Below are 16,424 nucleotides of genomic sequence, written 5' to 3'. Positions count from 1 at the left end.
TTTACGATGTTACTAGCCGATGATACATTTCCAGCTGCATCTTTAGCTTTCACATAAAAGTTATAAGTTGTGGAAGCTGACAAACCTGCTACCGCTAATGTTGTTGAAGTAGTGGTAGTTTTCAATACTCCGTTTTGATAAACATCATAACCCGTTACTCCAGAATTATCTGTTGCTGTTGTCCAAGATAAGTTGGTGCTTGAAGCAGTTGTTGCTGAAGCCGAAAGAGTTGAAGCTGTTGGAGCAGCAGTGTCCGCAGTTGCAGAACCTGTAATGGTAAAGTTTGCATTGTTTACATCAAAGAAAATATGTCCTGATCCTTTAACCATGATTCTGTTGGTTGTTCCTGGGTTGTTAGGAATCACAACATTTTGTGAACCGTCATTTGGAGTTCCTGCAACTAAAGTGATCGGGAATGTTTGTCCCCCATCTGTCGATAATAAAATGTCTACATTAGCAGCGTTTATTCCATTAGCAGTAGTCCCTGCAACGGTCCAGTTAATTGTTTGAGATGTTCCAGCAGCATAAGAAACAGCTGTATTTTGAGTGTCTACGGTAAAAGGTCCTGCTGTACCATTTACAGTTACAACCATATCGTCTGTATTGTTGGCACCACCCCCAACTCTGTTGTCACGAACCGTTAAACGGAAGTTTAAAGTACGGGCAACATTTGGTAATGCTTCCACATTGAATGTAGAACTAACAGGAGAATTACGAGTTATTGTTGCTCCTGCCAATATACTGGTCATATTTGGAAAGTATCTAGTAGAAGATGTACTTGGAAGATACGATCTGAAAAGAGGCCCTGTGGCAGATGTTTCTGAAGGAACAGTTGCAGTAGCATTTCCTAAATCCATTTGCTCCCATGAGTAAGTAAGAATATCATTAGTATTTGCATCCGTTGCAGTTCCTGTTAACATAAAAGGGGTTCCTTTTGGAATAGTGTAATCTAATCCAGCATTCACAACAGGTGTAGCGTTACCTGTACTTGTTATTGAACCAGAAGATTTAGCTTTGATGTTGTCAGTTATTTGTTGGATACTGATTGCGTGAAAATAAGCATCAGAGTGTGATTGAATATTATAGGTAGCATGTCCTGCATATCCCATGATAGTAGAAGCGCTTCCAGGTTCCATTTGAGCTGGATTTGCACCTTCTGTTCTATAGGTAAACGTGTGGTTAGCACCCAATTGATGTCCCATTTCGTGTGCTACATAATCAATATCAAAATTATCACCTGAAGGGATGCTTCTACCTGTGTAACCACTACCTTTTATGCCATCTTCACCGATACAACCAATACAGTTCGCATTTCCACCAGCTGTGGTCCCTGCAAGCAAATGTCCTAGATCGTAATTAGTTTCCCCAATAACCGTGGTCAAATTTGATTGTAATTGTGTTCCCCAATATGCTGAAGCATCAGTGTATGGGTCGGTAGTTGAATCGGTATAAATAATCGAATCATTGTTGGCAATAAGAATCAATCGTACTCCTAAATCTCTTTCAAAAACACCATTTACTCTGGTAAGTGTGTTTGCCATTCCTGCTAATGCTAAAGCTTTAGTTCCTCCGAAATATGTAGTATACTCTCCTGTACAAGATAGCGCTAGTCTGTAAGTACGTAGTTTACTGTCATCAGCTCCACGTGCAAGGGTAATGTTCGATTGATTATAAGCTTTCACAGCAACATCAGTTACACCACACTCAAAGTTATCTAAAGTGTTTTCTGTTTCAGATTTTTTATAAACTGTGTACGTGGTATTATCAGCACTAATCGGCTCAACAAAAACAGTTTCTTTGTTAGGATATAAAGTCATGGATTTGAATCCTAATGGCGAATTACTGAAATAAGCACGAGCACTTGGGTTTTCAACGCCAACAGCTACATACGATTTAATATCCGGATATTTAGCCGCTAACGCCGGATCCATCACTGAGTTTTCATAAACTTTAAAGTTTTCTAATTGACCTTCTCCGTTAGGTAACGTGATGATCGTGTTTGAAGTAATGTTGGAAGCATCTCTTTTAGGAGATTTAGCCAGCATCTTTTTCATAGTAGGTAAGTCTAAATCGAAAATGTTTTTTTGTGGCAAGTTGGATTTTGAAATCCTTCCAGAGTTTTCTTTTGCAGTACTCTTTTTCCATAAATCATTTTTGCTCTGAGCAATTCCGTAGGTTCCGATAAGTAGTAGGGCAGCACAAATTAATTTTCTCATAAATAATTTTTTTAACTGGTTCAAAATTAAACAGTTAGAAAAAAATATCGATGAAATTAACAAAAATATCGATGAAATGCACGTTTTTTTTCGGTTTATAAGATTTGGACTATAATTATTTTATTTTTTTGGGATAAAATTGATAAATAAATTCTTTAATTATTTAATTATCAGCAATTTGTATATGTTTTGTTTTGAAAAATTGAATTCTTTTACTGTAAGAAAATTATAGTATTTTTAAAAAATTGTGTACTTAAATTTCAAATTAAACTTTAAAAGTATTTTAACTGTAATAAGTTTATTTTCTTAAAAGAGATAAAGTAAATGCAATTGAATAAATGTTTTTATATGCTGAATTAAAAAAATAGAACTAATTAATGTTTCGAAAATGATTAAAATATAAAGTTTGAACACTATTCGCATTTAGAGGCTCTGTTCTTGTTTGTAGCCATTTTTTTAGTAATTAATCTCAATAGTTTTTATTTGTAAGTAATTGGTAATCAATGTTTTGTTAAAAAAGTTAAAGTCTTAAAATTGTCAGTTGTTTGTTAACACTCTTCGTGAAAATAGTGTTAAATTTGTCTCGATAAACTTTAATAAGGTTATTAGACGGTTTTATGATTGATTGTGATTGCAAGTGCAATAATACCTCCGCAAGAATCAATTCACATTTTTTTCTTTTTTCTTTTTCAAATAATCTTAGAGTTTCAATTTTTGATTGAAAGGGACTTATTTTTTGGATTCCCCTTTTTCTGTCATTGAACTCCCACTAATAATATGGCTCTAAAACCGTATTATTATGAAACGAAAAATTTCTCATTTAAAAGATGAAGAGCATTGTAAAAAAACACTAAAAATTAAAACCTATTCGCAATATTTACTTTCACTAATTTTATTTTTTTTACTTTCCGGGTTATCCATTAATTCGGTGTTTGCTCAACAAACTGATTTGCGAGACAATCCTGCCTACACGCGTGGAAAATGTCCTGCAAATGACGTTCAAATTGTATCCGCTAGAATAGTTCTTCCGAATGCTTGTAATAACTGTGAGCCTGGTACTCAAGTAAGTGGGACCTTATACATTACAGTTCACCATAATACCAATAGTGATCCAAGATATTTGGCTGTTATGGGGGACTTAATGGAATCCCCACCCAATGGTGTGCCTGTAGTTACAGATTTTTTCAAATGTTCAGGACCACTTGTTAAAAGCTCGCTTGAGCCACCTGGTGGACAGGTTTTGAATTTTGGTACTATTACCTTTACTTGTGGTAGTACATTTGAATTGTCAGATATTCTTTTAGTTTGGACTGCTGCGAGTGCTAATGCTGCATGTCCGGTAACATTGGCAAACAATCCAAATGGTAAATACTGTTGGAACAATCCTAATGTTATCATTACCCCACCATTTAATGCAACTGCAGATGCAACAGATGCTGCATGTTTTGGAAGTGCAACCGGATCAATTGATTTAACACCAATTGGAGGGGTTGAGCCGTATACCTATGCCTGGACAGCATCTAATGGAGGTGTGATTCCTTCAGGTCAAGCTGATGATCAGGATCTGTCAGGATTAGTAGCAGGTACTTATAGTGTAGTGGTCACTGGTGCAAACAGTTGTTCGGCTTCGGTTTCGGGAATTGTGATAAATCAAAATGCTGAGACATTCCCAGATATCACTAAGGCTCCTGCTTCAGCGAACACTCTATGTGGGGTTAGTGAGGCGGAAGCTCAGGCAGCAATTGATGCAGCGTTTAGTGCTTGGTTAGCTAATGCTACTCCAAATAATCCTAACGACGTAGAATCAAATGGTGTTGTAGTATTGAATGGAGGAGCTGGCTCTTATACTGTAACAAGAAACCCACCTATTCCTACAGCGCCTTCGTTTGATGGTACAGATCCGCCAACTTCTGTTACCTGGACAATTACGGATGCTTGTGGAAAAACCGATACGGTAACAGCAGCTTTTACGGTGAACAATCCTTGTGCTCCAGTTTGTGATAAAATTGCATCGTCTAATCCATTGTGTTATGGTGACCAGACCGGTTCGATTACAGTTAAAGCTTCTGCAGGATTTCCTCCTTACATTTTTTATCTATATGATACATCAAATTTGAGTGTATCTATAGCGAACAGTTTGCCTGTTAATAATGATCTTAATCAAACTTTCGCAACATATACCTTTAGTGGGTTAAGTGGTGACAAAGAATATTTAGTTTTTATTACAGACACCGTTGATACAATTCCATTGCCAGATATTAATAATGATCAGTGTACATTTTTTATAGATCAACCCGATGCCGCTTTATCAAGTCAAATCAGCGATGTTGATGTCTTGTGTTATGGAGCTGCAACCGGATCAATTGATTTAACCCCATCGGGAGGTACACCGCCTTATACTTATGCTTGGAGTGCTACTAACGGAGGTGTTATTCCAGCCGGTCAGGCCGACGATCAGGATTTATCAGGCTTAGTTGCTGGTACTTATAGTGTTGTGATTACGGATGCCAACGGAAATACCGGCGGTTGTCGTAATGAAAACAGCGCTGTAATCAGTCAACCTGCCGCCACTTTATCAAGTCAAATCAGCGATGTTGATGTGCTTTGTTATGGAGCTGCAACCGGATCAATTGATTTAACCCCATCGGGAGGTACACCGCCTTATGCTTATGCTTGGAGTGCTACTAACGGAGGTGTGATACCAGCCGGTCAGGCCGACGATCAGGATTTATCAGGCTTAGTTGCTGGTACATATAGTGTTGTGATTACCGATGCCAACGGAAATTCCGGAGGATGTCGTGCAACAAACAGTGCAGTAATCAGTCAACCAAATGCGGCATTATCAAGTCAAATCAGCGATGTTGATGTGCTTTGTTTCGGAGCAGCAACCGGATCAATTGATTTAACCCCATCGGGAGGTACACCGCCTTACGCTTATGCTTGGAGTGCTACTAACGGAGGTGTTATTCCAGCCGGTCAGGCCGACGATCAGGATTTATCAGGCTTAGTTGCTGGTACCTATAGTGTTGTGATTACCGATGCCAATGGAAATTCCGGAGGATGTCGTAATGAAAACAGCGCAGTAATCAGTCAACCCGAAGCCGGTCTTTCGGCTACTGAGACCCATGTTAATGTGCTTTGTAATGGAGGAGCTACCGGTTCCATCGATTTAAGCCCTTCGGGAGGAGTTCCACCGTATGCTTACGCTTGGAGTGCTTCTGACGGAGGTGTTATTCCATCCGGTCAAGCCGATGATCAGGATTTATCAGGCTTAGTTGCTGGTACTTATGAAGTTATAATTACCGACGCCAATGGTACAGCTGGAGCTTGTAGAGCCACAAAACTTGTAATTATTATTGAGCCAGACAATGCTCTATCAAGTCAAATCAGCGATGTTGATGTGCTTTGTTTCGGAGCAGCAACCGGATCGATTGATTTGACCCCATCGGGAGGTACACCGCCTTATACTTATGCTTGGAGTGCTACTAATGGTGGTGTTATTCCAGCCGGTCAATCTGATGATCAGGATTTATCAGGCTTAGTTGCTGGTACTTATAGCGTTGTGATTACCGATGCCAACGGAAATTCCGGAGGATGTCGTAATGAAAACAGCGCAGTAATCAGTCAACCTGCCGCCGCTTTATCAAGTCAAATCAGCGATGTTGATGTACTTTGTTATGGAGGAGCGACCGGATCAATTGATTTAACCCCATCGGGAGGTACACCACCTTATGCTTATGCTTGGAGTGCTACTAACGGAGGTGTTATTCCTGCTGGTCAGGCCGACGATCAGGATTTATCAGGCTTAGTAGCTGGTACATATAGTGTTGTGATTACCGATGCCAACGGAAATACCGGCGGTTGTCGTAATGAAAACAGCGCTGTAATCAGTCAACCTGCCGCCGCTTTATCAAGTCAAATCAGCGATGTTGATGTGCTTTGTTATGGAGCTGCAACCGGATCGATTGATCTAACCCCATCGGGAGGTACACCGCCTTATGCTTATGCTTGGAGTGCTACTAATGGTGGTGTTATTCCAGCCGGTCAGGCCGACGATCAGGATTTATCAGGCTTAGTTGCTGGTACTTATAGTGTTGTGATTACCGATGCCAACGGAAATACCGGCGGTTGTCGTAATGAAAACAGCGCTGTAATCAGTCAACCTGCCGCCGCTTTATCAAGTCAAATCAGCGATGTTGATGTGCTTTGTTATGGAGCTGCAACCGGATCGATTGATCTAACCCCATCGGGAGGTACACCGCCTTATGCTTATGCTTGGAGTGCTACTAATGGTGGTGTTATTCCAGCCGGTCAATCTGATGATCAGGATTTATCAGGCTTAGTTGCTGGTACTTATAGTGTTGTGATTACCGATGCCAACGGAAATTCCGGCGGTTGTCGTGCAACAAACAGCGCTGTAATCAGTCAACCTGAAGCTAGTCTTTCAGCTACTGAAACGCATGTTAATGTGCTTTGTAATGGAGGAGCTACCGGTTCGATCGATTTAAGCCCATCGGGAGGAGTTCCACCGTATGCTTATGCATGGACTGCTTCTGACGGAGGTGTAATTCCATCCGGTCAAGCCGATGATCAGGATTTATCAGGCTTAGTTGCTGGTACCTATGAAGTTATAATTACCGACGCTAATGGAAATGCAGGTGGATGTCGTGCGACAAAACTTGTAATTATTATCGAACCAGACAATGCTATATCAAGCCAAATCAGCGATGTTGATGTGCTTTGTTATGGAGCTGCAACCGGATCGATTGATTTGACCCCATCGGGAGGTACACCGCCTTATGCTTATGCTTGGAGTGCTACTAACGGAGGTGTGATACCAGCCGGTCAGGCCGACGATCAGGATTTATCAGGCTTAGTAGCTGGTACCTATAGTGTTGTGATTACCGATGCCAACGGAAATACCGGAGGATGTCGTAATGAAAACAGCACAATAATCAGTCAACCAAATGCTGCGCTTAGTCTTTCCTTATCATCACTTCCTGAAAACTGTGCAGGAACCGCAACAGGTAGTATAAGAGCAACGTTCTCTGGAGGAACATCTCCTTATACAGTTTACATTAATGGAGTTAGTGCAGGTGTAGTCACCTCACCACATGATTTTATGAATCTGGGTACAAACAGCTACACAATAAGGGTAGTGGATGATAATGATTGTGAAATCAGTGATAACGTCAATGTAGATTTGATTACTTGTGGAGGCCATATTTTCCCAACACAAACAACTTGTTGTAACTACATTACCGGAACTGCTTCGAGTTTATTGAATGTTTGTACAACGGTTAAAGGTAAAGTTGTGAGAAACGCAATTCCTGGGGTGTTCTTTTATTACGCCAGTGTAGTTGCACCAGCAGCTTCCTTCTCAATTGAAGTGAAACAGTCCAACGATGGAGAATTAAGTAAATTGTTTGAAATTCATGGTTACGATAAAAACAGTTTGCAACAGATTCGTTTGTTTACAAGTAGTTGTGGTAATGTGTCTTTTGTACCTAGTTTTATAGACAATGGTAAAGGAGCAAGACTTGTTGTAAACGGCGCTATACCTGGTGAAAACTATATTATCTCGATTAAGTATAACGTAAAATCTCTACTTGGAGCAGTCTATTCTGGTGCTGATTTGAACAGTACCTATTCATTTGCAAGTTATGTGAATGGTAATCTTGATGCTGGAAGTGTAGGATCACTTGATGCTTTAGCCGGTTGTTCAGACAATACTCCATTACCAGGAGCTTGTACTGTGCCAAATGCTAAATCTGATTCTGTAACAGATCTATTTACTGCATTCCCAGTTCCGTTTAAAGAAAACTTAACAATCAGATACGATTTTAATTATCAATCAAAAGCGAGAATTGAGATGTACGATTATAAAGGTACCATCTTAATGTCTTATGATGATCCAGATGCTTACCAAAATAAAGAAGTTGTTCTTACTCCTACATTCAATTTAGGAGAAGGTCAAATGTACTTTATCAAAGTGATTACCGACCGAGAAGTAAGCATGAAAAAAGTGATTTCCAACAAATAAATTCCCTTAGATAATCAAAAGCAAAGGCTGGTTTAAATACCAGCCTTTGTCATTTTATAGAAGTTTCAAAAAAGAAATTATTTTACTAATCCTCTTGAAATTACAATTCTCTGAATTTCTGAAGTTCCTTCGTAAATCTGAGTGATTTTTGAGTCACGCATCATTCGTTCAACGTGGTATTCAGCAACATAACCATTTCCTCCATGAATTTGAACGGCATCATTAGCAACTTCTAAAGCAATTTCAGACGCATATAATTTTGCCATGGCTCCAGAATGTGCAATATCTAATCCTTGATCTTTCTCAGAAGCCGCTTTGTGAATTAACAATCTGGCCGCTGTAGTTTTCACGTGCATATCCGCTAATTTGAAGGCGATCGCTTGGTGATTGAAAATTGGTTTTCCAAAAGCCACACGTTCTTGCGCATATTTTAATGCTAATTCATATGAACCTTGAGCAATTCCTAATGCTTGAGAAGCAATTCCAATACGTCCACCATTTAAAGTTGACATGGCGAAAGCAAAACCAAAACCATCAGCTCCAATTCTGTTTTCCTTTGGAACTTTTACATCATTAAATAATAAGGTATGAGTATCAGAACCACGAATTCCCATTTTCTTTTCTTTCGGGCCAACTTCAAAACCTGGCATTCCTTTTTCAACAATGAGAACATTGATTCCTTTGTGACCTTTAGAAGCATCCGTCTGAGCAATTACTAAATACGTAGAAGCAGTTCCTCCATTGGTAATCCAGTTTTTAGTACCGTTTACCAAATAATGATCGCCCATATCGATGGCAGTTGTTCTTTGTGAAGTGGCATCAGAACCTGCTTCTGGCTCAGATAAACAGAATGCGCCGATTACTTCTCCTTTTGCAAGTGGCGTTAAATATTTTACTTTTTGCTCTTCAGAACCATATTTTTCTAAACCTGCACAAACTAATGAGTTGTTAACAGACATAATAACTGCCGCAGAAGCATCCACTTTAGCAATTTCTTCCATCGCTAAAACATAGGAAATACTATCTAAACCAGCACCACCGTATTTCGGATCTACCATCATTCCCAAAAAGCCAAGTTCTGCCATTTTCTTTACTTGTTCAGTTGGGAAAGTCGAATGCTCATCTCTTTCGATTACACCCGGTAACAATTCAGTCTGAGCAAAATCTCTGGCTGCCTGCTGAATCATTAAATGTTCTTCGGATAAGTTAAAGTTCATTTGTATATTGTTTTGTTTTGATTTTAAAAGTGCCCAAATATAGATATAATTCTCCTATTTTCAATTAGATTGCCTAATTTTAACCCATGCAAAATAAGACGTATAAGGTTGTGGGAGTGATGTCGGGAACTTCGCTGGACGGTGTGGATTTGGCACACATTCATTTTACCATAGAAAAGAATAAATGGGATTTTCAAATTTTTGAAAGTGAGACTGTTGCCTACTCGGAAGATTGGGTTGATCGATTAAAAAATGCAGTGGATTTTTCTAAAGAAGAACTCCTTCAGCTAAATGAAGAATACACCGAAGTTTTAGCGGCAATCATTCGTGATTTCATAGAAAAACATCAAATTAAAGATCTCGATGCCGTTTGTTCACACGGGCATACAATCCTGCATCAACCTCAAAATGGTTTTACCCTTCAAATTGGGAATCTTCCAAAAATTGCTGAATTGCTGAATGAAAAAGTAGTTTGTGATTTTCGGGTTCAAGATGTACAACTCGGAGGACAAGGTGCTCCTTTAGTTCCCATTGGCGATCGTATTTTGTTTTCAGATTATGATTATTGCTTGAATCTGGGTGGTTTTTCCAATGTTTCTTTCGAGGAAAACGACAACCGCATCGCCTTTGATATTTCTCCGGTAAATACGGTTTTGAATTTTTATGCTGATAAATTGGGATTGAAGTACGACGATAAAGGACAGATTTCAAAAAGCGGTAAAGTTTCGACCGAATTATTATCGGAACTGAATGCGTTAGAGTTCTACAGTAAAAGTTATCCGAAGTCTTTAGGTTTTGAATTTGTGAAAACGGTTGTCCTTCCGATGATGGAAAACTATCCGATTTCAGTAGAAGATAAACTTCGAACCTTTACGGAACACATTGCTTTTCAAATCGCAGCAGCTTTACCAAAAAAGCACGGAACTCTTTTAGTAACTGGAGGTGGTGCCTATAACAATTTTCTTATTGAGCAAATGCAGGCTTGTCTCCCGAAAATGAAGCTGGTTGTTCCGGATGCCAAAACCATCGAATTTAAAGAAGCCTTAATTTTTGCTTTATTAGGCGTTTTAAAACTTAGAAACGAAGTTAATGTGCTGGCAAGCGTTACCGGAGCTTCCAGAAATCATAGTTCAGGAGTGATTTATGAATTTAGTTCATAATATAATGGGTGACTTTTTTCATTAAGTCTTTGCTTTTTAAATCGTGGCCTAATCCTTCAGTAAGAATCAATTCGCTGTTTTTCCAATGTTTGTTTAATCGGATGGAATAATTAAAATTGGTAGCTAAATCATCTTTATCATGTACGATTAAAGCGGGTAGGGTAATGCTTTCTGCGAATTTTGCACTCGAAAAATAGCTTGGCACTTTTCCTAACTGCTTTTCAAACTCATCAATTATCAAGTTGACTGATTTTGTGGTTAATCCTAAGGTTTGTTTGTAAAAATCAAAAAAATCGGAAGCTTCTCCCGGAGCGCCCATAATAACTACTTTCTCAAGAGAATGTTCTTTGTAGTGATCTAAATAATAGGTTGTTGCAAATCCTCCGATAGAATGACTTACAATGTATTGAATGTCTTGATTTGCTTTTAAAAAAGCATTAAGCACTTTCGCATACAAAACAACATGAACGAATTTCCCTGAAGATAAGCCGTGAGCGGGAGCATCCAGTGCATACACCGTAAAGTCGTTTTTGGTCAAATGTTCAATATAGGCTTTCCATCGAAACGAATGACTGGCCCAGCCATGAACTAAAAGTATTTTTTTACTTCCATTGCCCCATTTATAGGTTTGGATTTTGTAATTGTCAACCGTAAGACTATGCGCTAAACCATTTTCTAAAAATTCCAATTGATGTGGTTTGAGTTTTCGGGCAAACGGATTGCAAAAAAGTTGAAAACCTTCCTTTTTTAGTTTTTTAGGATGTGTGAAAGAAAGAAAATTGAAATAAAATCCTATCGATTTTTGCATTATTTTTTTCGAATTCATACTTGTTTTTTATTTTAAGATACCGATCGGTATCGTTTAGGGTAAATTTTTTTACAGTAATATATCAGAAACTATCCAGTTTTTTAAGTGGTTCACCACGATCTCAATATCAGCGTTTGAATTTTGCAGTTTGCTCATCATGACTCCGCCTTCAAGGCTTGAAATTAGTACCGTTGCGACTAACTTTTCGTTCACTAAATTCCTAACTTGTTTATGTGTTTTTCCATTGATGATTATTTTCTCGACAGAGTTCCGAAAAACAGATAGAGCTTGTTGTGCTTTTTCTTTCAATTCTAAATTGGTGTCATCTACTTCAATGGCAACATTCAATAGTGGGCAACCACCCACAACAAACGGATTTGTGATGTAACTCTTGAATAAATCCAGAACGCAAAACAGCTTGTCCCTGGTGTTGTTTTCGGCCTTTATCCTCTCATTTAATGTGATGAAAATAGCCTGCATCATTTTTTGAAAAGCTTCAATTTCAAGGCTTTCTTTACTCTCAAAATGTCTGTAAATAGCACCTTTGGTTAAGCCTGTAGCCTCAGTAATATCGCTTAATGACGTAGATTTGTACCCTTTTGTATTGAATAGGGTAGTCGCTTCTTTGAGTACTTTTGCTTTTGTTATTTCAGAGGATCGCATACGCAAAGATACCAATCGGTATCGAAACGGCAAAAAAAAATAAATTTTCTTTTTTACATTGTTTGAAACGAGCTAGATTTGCATATCAAAATTTCATTTTACAGATGAAATCGCAATAGACAAATGTTTGTTTGCAAACCCGATTAAAAAAATTTTCGAGACCATTTTTTTTAAAAAATAACACAAACACTAATATGAAAGATTTACTTAAAAAATTCGAAAATAAAGAACCAGAAGTGGTGTTCCATTGGAAAGATCCGGAAACTGATGCAGAAGGTTGGACAGTAATTAATTCGTTACGTGGAGGAGCTGCCGGTGGTGGTACTCGTATGCGTAAGGGATTGGATATGAATGAAGTACTTTCGTTAGCAAAAACAATGGAAGTGAAATTCTCGGTTTCAGGGCCAGCTATCGGTGGTGCGAAATCAGGAATCAATTTTGACCCGAACGATCCTAGAAAACAAGGTGTTTTACAGCGTTGGTATAAAGCGGTTTCTCCATTATTGAAAAGCTACTACGGAACCGGAGGCGATTTGAACGTAGACGAAATCCACGAAGTAATTCCAATGACGGAAGAATGTGGAGTTTGGCATCCACAGGAAGGTGTTTTCAACGGGCATTTCAAACCAACGGAAGCAGATAAAATCAACCGCATCGGACAATTGCGTCAAGGTGTGGTAAAAGTGATCGAGAACACGACTTTTTCACCAGACATCAACAGAAAATATACAGTTGCCGATATGATTACCGGTTATGGAGTAGCTCAGGCTGTTCGTCATTTTTATGATATTTACGGAGGTAATGTGCAAGGGAAAAAAGCGATCGTTCAAGGTTTCGGAAACGTAGGTTCTGCAGCTGCTTTCTATTTAGCTGAAATGGGAGCTAAAGTTGTCGGAATCATTGATAGAGATGGAGGAGTGATCAACGAAAACGGTTTCTCTTTTGAAGAAATCAGAACCTTGTTCTTAAATAAAAACGGTAATACGTTAGTGGCGGATAACATGATCCCATTTGCGGAAATCAATGAGAAAATCTGGTCGATTGGTGCAGAGGTTTTTGCTCCGTGTGCGGCTTCAAGATTGGTTACTAAAGCTCAAGTGGATAGTATGGTGGCAGCAGGATTGGAAGTGATTTCTTGTGGAGCTAACGTACCATTTGCAGATAAAGAAATCTTTTTCGGACCTATTATGGAAGAAGTGGATGCTAAAGTAAGTTTGGTTCCGGATTTTATCTCCAACTGTGGAATGGCGCGTGTTTTTGCTTATTTCATGGAGAAAAAAGTTGCTATGACAGATGAGGCGATTTTTAATGATACTTCGGATATTATTAAAGCGGCGATTCAAAAAACTTATGATGTAAGTTCCGACAAGAAGAATATTAGCGCAAGAGCTTTTGAAATTGCGTTGAAACAATTGGTATAATTCTTGTATATTTAGCTCTTTGAACATAACAAAAAAAGCGTATTTTCGTTATTATTGTTTGAGTAAGAGTTAGGAATATGGAACAGTTTGATATATCAGCAGCAGAAAAAAGGAAGTCGTTATTGTTAACAATAGTGATCTACGCCTTTTTACTGCTGCTTTTGTTTTTTATCCGATTTTGGCCTCCCACAAATCCGGAAACCTTAGCCATGTTAGGTGGAGGAGGTGGCGGAGGTGGAGTGACCATCAACTTCGGAGACAGTGATGTTGGAATGGGGGATAACTACCAAAGTGAAGTGCTGAATGTTAAAAATGACGTGAAACAAGTAGCGGCAACATCGGCTCAGGAAGAAGATATCATTTCCAGCGATACACCGGAAGATAATGCGGTAGTGATTCCAAAAAATCCAAATCCTGTAAAAACAAAACCGGTGGTAAAAACCGATCCCAAACCAGTTGAGGTTAAAAAGCCTACGGTTTCTAAAAATACCAACGATGCTTTGGCTAATTTAATGAACGGTTCCAAAAAAGGCGGTGACGGTGACGATAACCAAGCCGGAAATAAAGGGAAAAGCAATGGAGATTTAGCTTCCAACGGTTATTACGGTTCTGGTGGTTCCGGAGGTGGAACTGGTGGCGGGAACGGCACAGGTAACGGCACAGGAACAGGCCCGGGAAGCGGAAGCGGTTCCGGTGGCGGCAACGGAAGTGGTCACGGGCTGGGGAATGGCGCAGGTTATTCCCTTGGAAACCGAAAAGCATTGTCCAAACCATCGCCAAACTATAACTGTAATGAAGAAGGTAAAGTAGTAGTTGAGGTTTCTGTGGATAAATCCGGTAAAACGATTTCGGCGACACCAGGAATCAAAGGAACCACCAATACGGCTAAATGTTTGCTTGATCAGGCGCGAATTGCAGCGATGAACACCAGATGGCAGGCTAGTGAGGACGCACCGGAACGACAAGTTGGAAAAATTATTTACAGCTTTAGTTTGAATTAATTATGCAAATAAAAAAGCATACTGTATTGTTAGGGATGACGGTTTCGTTGTCCCTTGTTTTTATAGCCACTTTGGTGTATCCGGGTGGTTCTCTTTTTGATAAAAATTCTATTGGTTTTGATTGGACCAAAAATTTCATAAGTAATCTTTTTGCAGAGAAAGCAATCAACGGTTTGGAAAATCCCTCAAGAATTTGGGCTGATGTTGGTGTGTTTTTGTTTTCAATGAGTCTGGCTCTGTTTTTTATTGGGTTTTCAAAGAGGATTCCTGATAAGCATGCAGCAAAGGTTGTCAAATATTTAGGAGCTGGAGGAACGTTTTTTACTTTTTTAATTGTAACACCGTTACACGATCAAATGATTGTGGTTTCTGGGACTATGTTTTTGGTGAGTATATTTTATATTACGGTTTTTGTTTTAAAATCAAAACTGCATTTTTTTAAATTCCTTTGTATTACCAGCCTTCTCATATTTTATTATACCATGTATCTTTATGGTTCTGGAGATTTTGAATTGTTAGCGATTATGCAGAAAGTAACGTTCGTTAGTAAAATAATATTGATTTTAAGTTTAGAGTATTTCACAACCAAAGAAGATTTTGAGTTTATTAAAACTGCTAAGTTGCCTAATGATTAGGTTGAAAAGCTAATCGTGTTTTCAAACAAATTTAATAGCCCTGGTTGCAGCGGCATCCTTTTATAAAAAAAAGCCATTCGTTTGAATGGCTTTTTTTTATAAAAGATAGAGTGGAAAACAGGTTCCCGGCTTCTAAAAATATTATTTCGAGGCACTGGTGGCAATTACAAATTTCAGGTTGTTTTTTACCCCAATTTGCAATACGTCAACTAGGTCTTGCACTTGTAAGTTGTACGGAATACGCACTACAACGGCTTGTTCTTTATTGTCGCCAATTTTGGTAAGCAATTCTTTTTCCAATTGGTCGAAAGGCACTTCCTGTTTGTCCAGGAAAAAGCGTTTTTCTTCCGTTACAGACAAGCTTATAAGTTGCTTATTGGTCTTTTCGTTGTTCTTCGATTTGGGAAGCGTCATCTTAATCACATTCGGATTGGCCAAAGTTGAGATGATCAAAAAGAACAAAAGCAGGAAGAACATAATGTCGCTCAGGGAACTCGTGGCGACTTCTGCGTGAAAGCGTTTATTTCGTTTTATCGGCATTTGGTCTCTGAATTATGTTAACGAATTCCAGTACGTGTCTTTGCATGTTCAGTGAATAGTTGTCGATCATGCTGTTGTACAAGTGGTAAGCGGAATACGCGATAATCCCCACGATAAGCCCGGCTCCACTACTGATCATTTTCTCGTATAAACCTCCGGAAATGTTTCCGATACTGATGTTTTCCGTTACTGAAATACTGTAGAAAATCTTGATTACCCCGGAAATGGTTCCGATGAACCCAAGAGTTGGCGCGATACCGGCGATAAGTCCTAGAACGCCTAATTTTTTCTCCATTTCTCCAATTTCGATGTTGGCCATCTTTTCCATGTTCGATTCGATTTCTGAAATTGGTCGTCCGATGGTTTGAATCCCTTCTTTGATCACAATAGCAGAAGCAGCACCGTCACGTTCCGCAGCAGAAATAGCCATATCAATATTCCCGGCATTAAGATGCGTGCGAATGTCTTTCATTAAATGTGGGTCGGTTTTTGTGGCTTTTTTGATGTATAGGAAGCGTTCAATGATTACGTAAATCGTGTAGAATAATAAAATCGCAATCGGGATTAAAAAGATTCCTCCCTTTAAGATGAATTCCAATACGGAAATCTCGTTGTCTTTTACTACTCCTTCTACAACAGCGCCGGCAGCCTGAGCGATGGAGTCATTTTGTACTTGTAAAAAAAATCCAGTCATAAATTCGAATGATAGCTATAATTTAT

General features: G+C 38.9%; 11 protein-coding genes. 5 read left to right on the top strand and 6 right to left on the bottom strand.

Going from position 1 to position 16,424, the window contains the following annotated elements; translation table 11 throughout:
* Positions 1–2,216, bottom strand: a 2,216-nt coding sequence (locus tag LZZ90_RS07820) for a reprolysin-like metallopeptidase (RefSeq protein ID WP_237790121.1), incomplete at its 3' end; no start/stop codon positions are given.
* Between the two features lie 799 nt (positions 2,217–3,015).
* Here LZZ90_RS07820 and LZZ90_RS07815 point away from each other — a divergent pair.
* Positions 3,016–8,259, top strand: coding sequence for a hypothetical protein (locus LZZ90_RS07815; protein WP_237790120.1), 5,244 nt, complete (start codon positions 3,016–3,018; stop codon positions 8,257–8,259).
* A 77-nt stretch (positions 8,260–8,336) separates the two neighbouring features.
* On the opposite strand, the gene LZZ90_RS07810 is transcribed toward LZZ90_RS07815, so the two are convergent.
* Complete coding sequence (locus LZZ90_RS07810; RefSeq protein WP_237790119.1) at positions 8,337–9,476, bottom strand: acyl-CoA dehydrogenase; 1,140 nt, start codon at positions 9,474–9,476, stop codon at positions 8,337–8,339.
* 86 nt (positions 9,477–9,562) lie between these two features.
* Between LZZ90_RS07810 and LZZ90_RS07805 the strand changes: the two genes are divergently transcribed.
* Complete coding sequence (locus tag LZZ90_RS07805; RefSeq protein WP_237790118.1) at positions 9,563–10,636, top strand: anhydro-N-acetylmuramic acid kinase; 1,074 nt, start codon at positions 9,563–9,565, stop codon at positions 10,634–10,636.
* Here LZZ90_RS07805 and LZZ90_RS07800 read toward each other — a convergent pair.
* Both LZZ90_RS07800 and LZZ90_RS07795 read right to left on the bottom strand, forming a co-directional pair.
* A complete protein-coding gene (locus LZZ90_RS07800) occupies positions 10,626–11,462 on the bottom strand; it encodes an alpha/beta hydrolase (protein ID WP_237790117.1) in 837 nt (278 codons plus the stop codon). The two genes, LZZ90_RS07805 and LZZ90_RS07800, sit on opposite strands and share 11 nt — an antisense overlap.
* A 51-nt stretch (positions 11,463–11,513) precedes the next feature.
* On the bottom strand, positions 11,514–12,107 hold the full coding sequence (locus LZZ90_RS07795; protein ID WP_237790116.1) for a TetR/AcrR family transcriptional regulator: 594 nt from the start codon (positions 12,105–12,107) through the stop codon (positions 11,514–11,516).
* A 194-nt stretch (positions 12,108–12,301) separates the two neighbouring features.
* Here LZZ90_RS07795 and LZZ90_RS07790 point away from each other — a divergent pair, with 194 nt between their 5' ends.
* From LZZ90_RS07790 to LZZ90_RS07780, 3 genes are all read left to right on the top strand, one after another.
* The gene (locus LZZ90_RS07790) at positions 12,302–13,528 is read left to right on the top strand and encodes a Glu/Leu/Phe/Val dehydrogenase dimerization domain-containing protein (RefSeq protein ID WP_237790115.1); all 1,227 of its coding nucleotides are present in this window, start codon (positions 12,302–12,304) and stop codon (positions 13,526–13,528) included.
* A 77-nt stretch (positions 13,529–13,605) separates the two neighbouring features.
* Positions 13,606–14,529 (top strand): energy transducer TonB, encoded by a 924-nt coding sequence (locus LZZ90_RS07785; protein ID WP_237790114.1) that lies wholly within the window; start codon positions 13,606–13,608, stop codon positions 14,527–14,529.
* Positions 14,530–14,531: 2 nt separating this feature from the next.
* A complete protein-coding gene (locus LZZ90_RS07780; RefSeq protein ID WP_237790113.1) occupies positions 14,532–15,164 on the top strand; it encodes a hypothetical protein in 633 nt (210 codons plus the stop codon).
* A gap of 141 nt (positions 15,165–15,305) precedes the next feature.
* Here the strand turns inward: LZZ90_RS07780 and LZZ90_RS07775 are convergent, their stop codons facing one another.
* Complete coding sequence (locus LZZ90_RS07775) at positions 15,306–15,704, bottom strand: biopolymer transporter ExbD (RefSeq protein ID WP_035629494.1); 399 nt, start codon at positions 15,702–15,704, stop codon at positions 15,306–15,308.
* Positions 15,685–16,398, bottom strand: coding sequence for a MotA/TolQ/ExbB proton channel family protein (locus LZZ90_RS07770; RefSeq protein WP_237790112.1), 714 nt, complete (start codon positions 16,396–16,398; stop codon positions 15,685–15,687). Before LZZ90_RS07770 ends, LZZ90_RS07775 begins: the two co-directional genes overlap by 20 nt.
* Between the last annotated feature and the right edge of the window lie 26 nt (positions 16,399–16,424).

Source organism: Flavobacterium sp. SM15, from assembly GCF_022012335.1.
Taxonomy (GTDB): Bacteria; Bacteroidota; Bacteroidia; order Flavobacteriales; family Flavobacteriaceae; genus Flavobacterium.
Note: the sequence above shows the minus strand (reverse complement) of the source record. Positions and strands in the feature narration are given on the sequence as shown.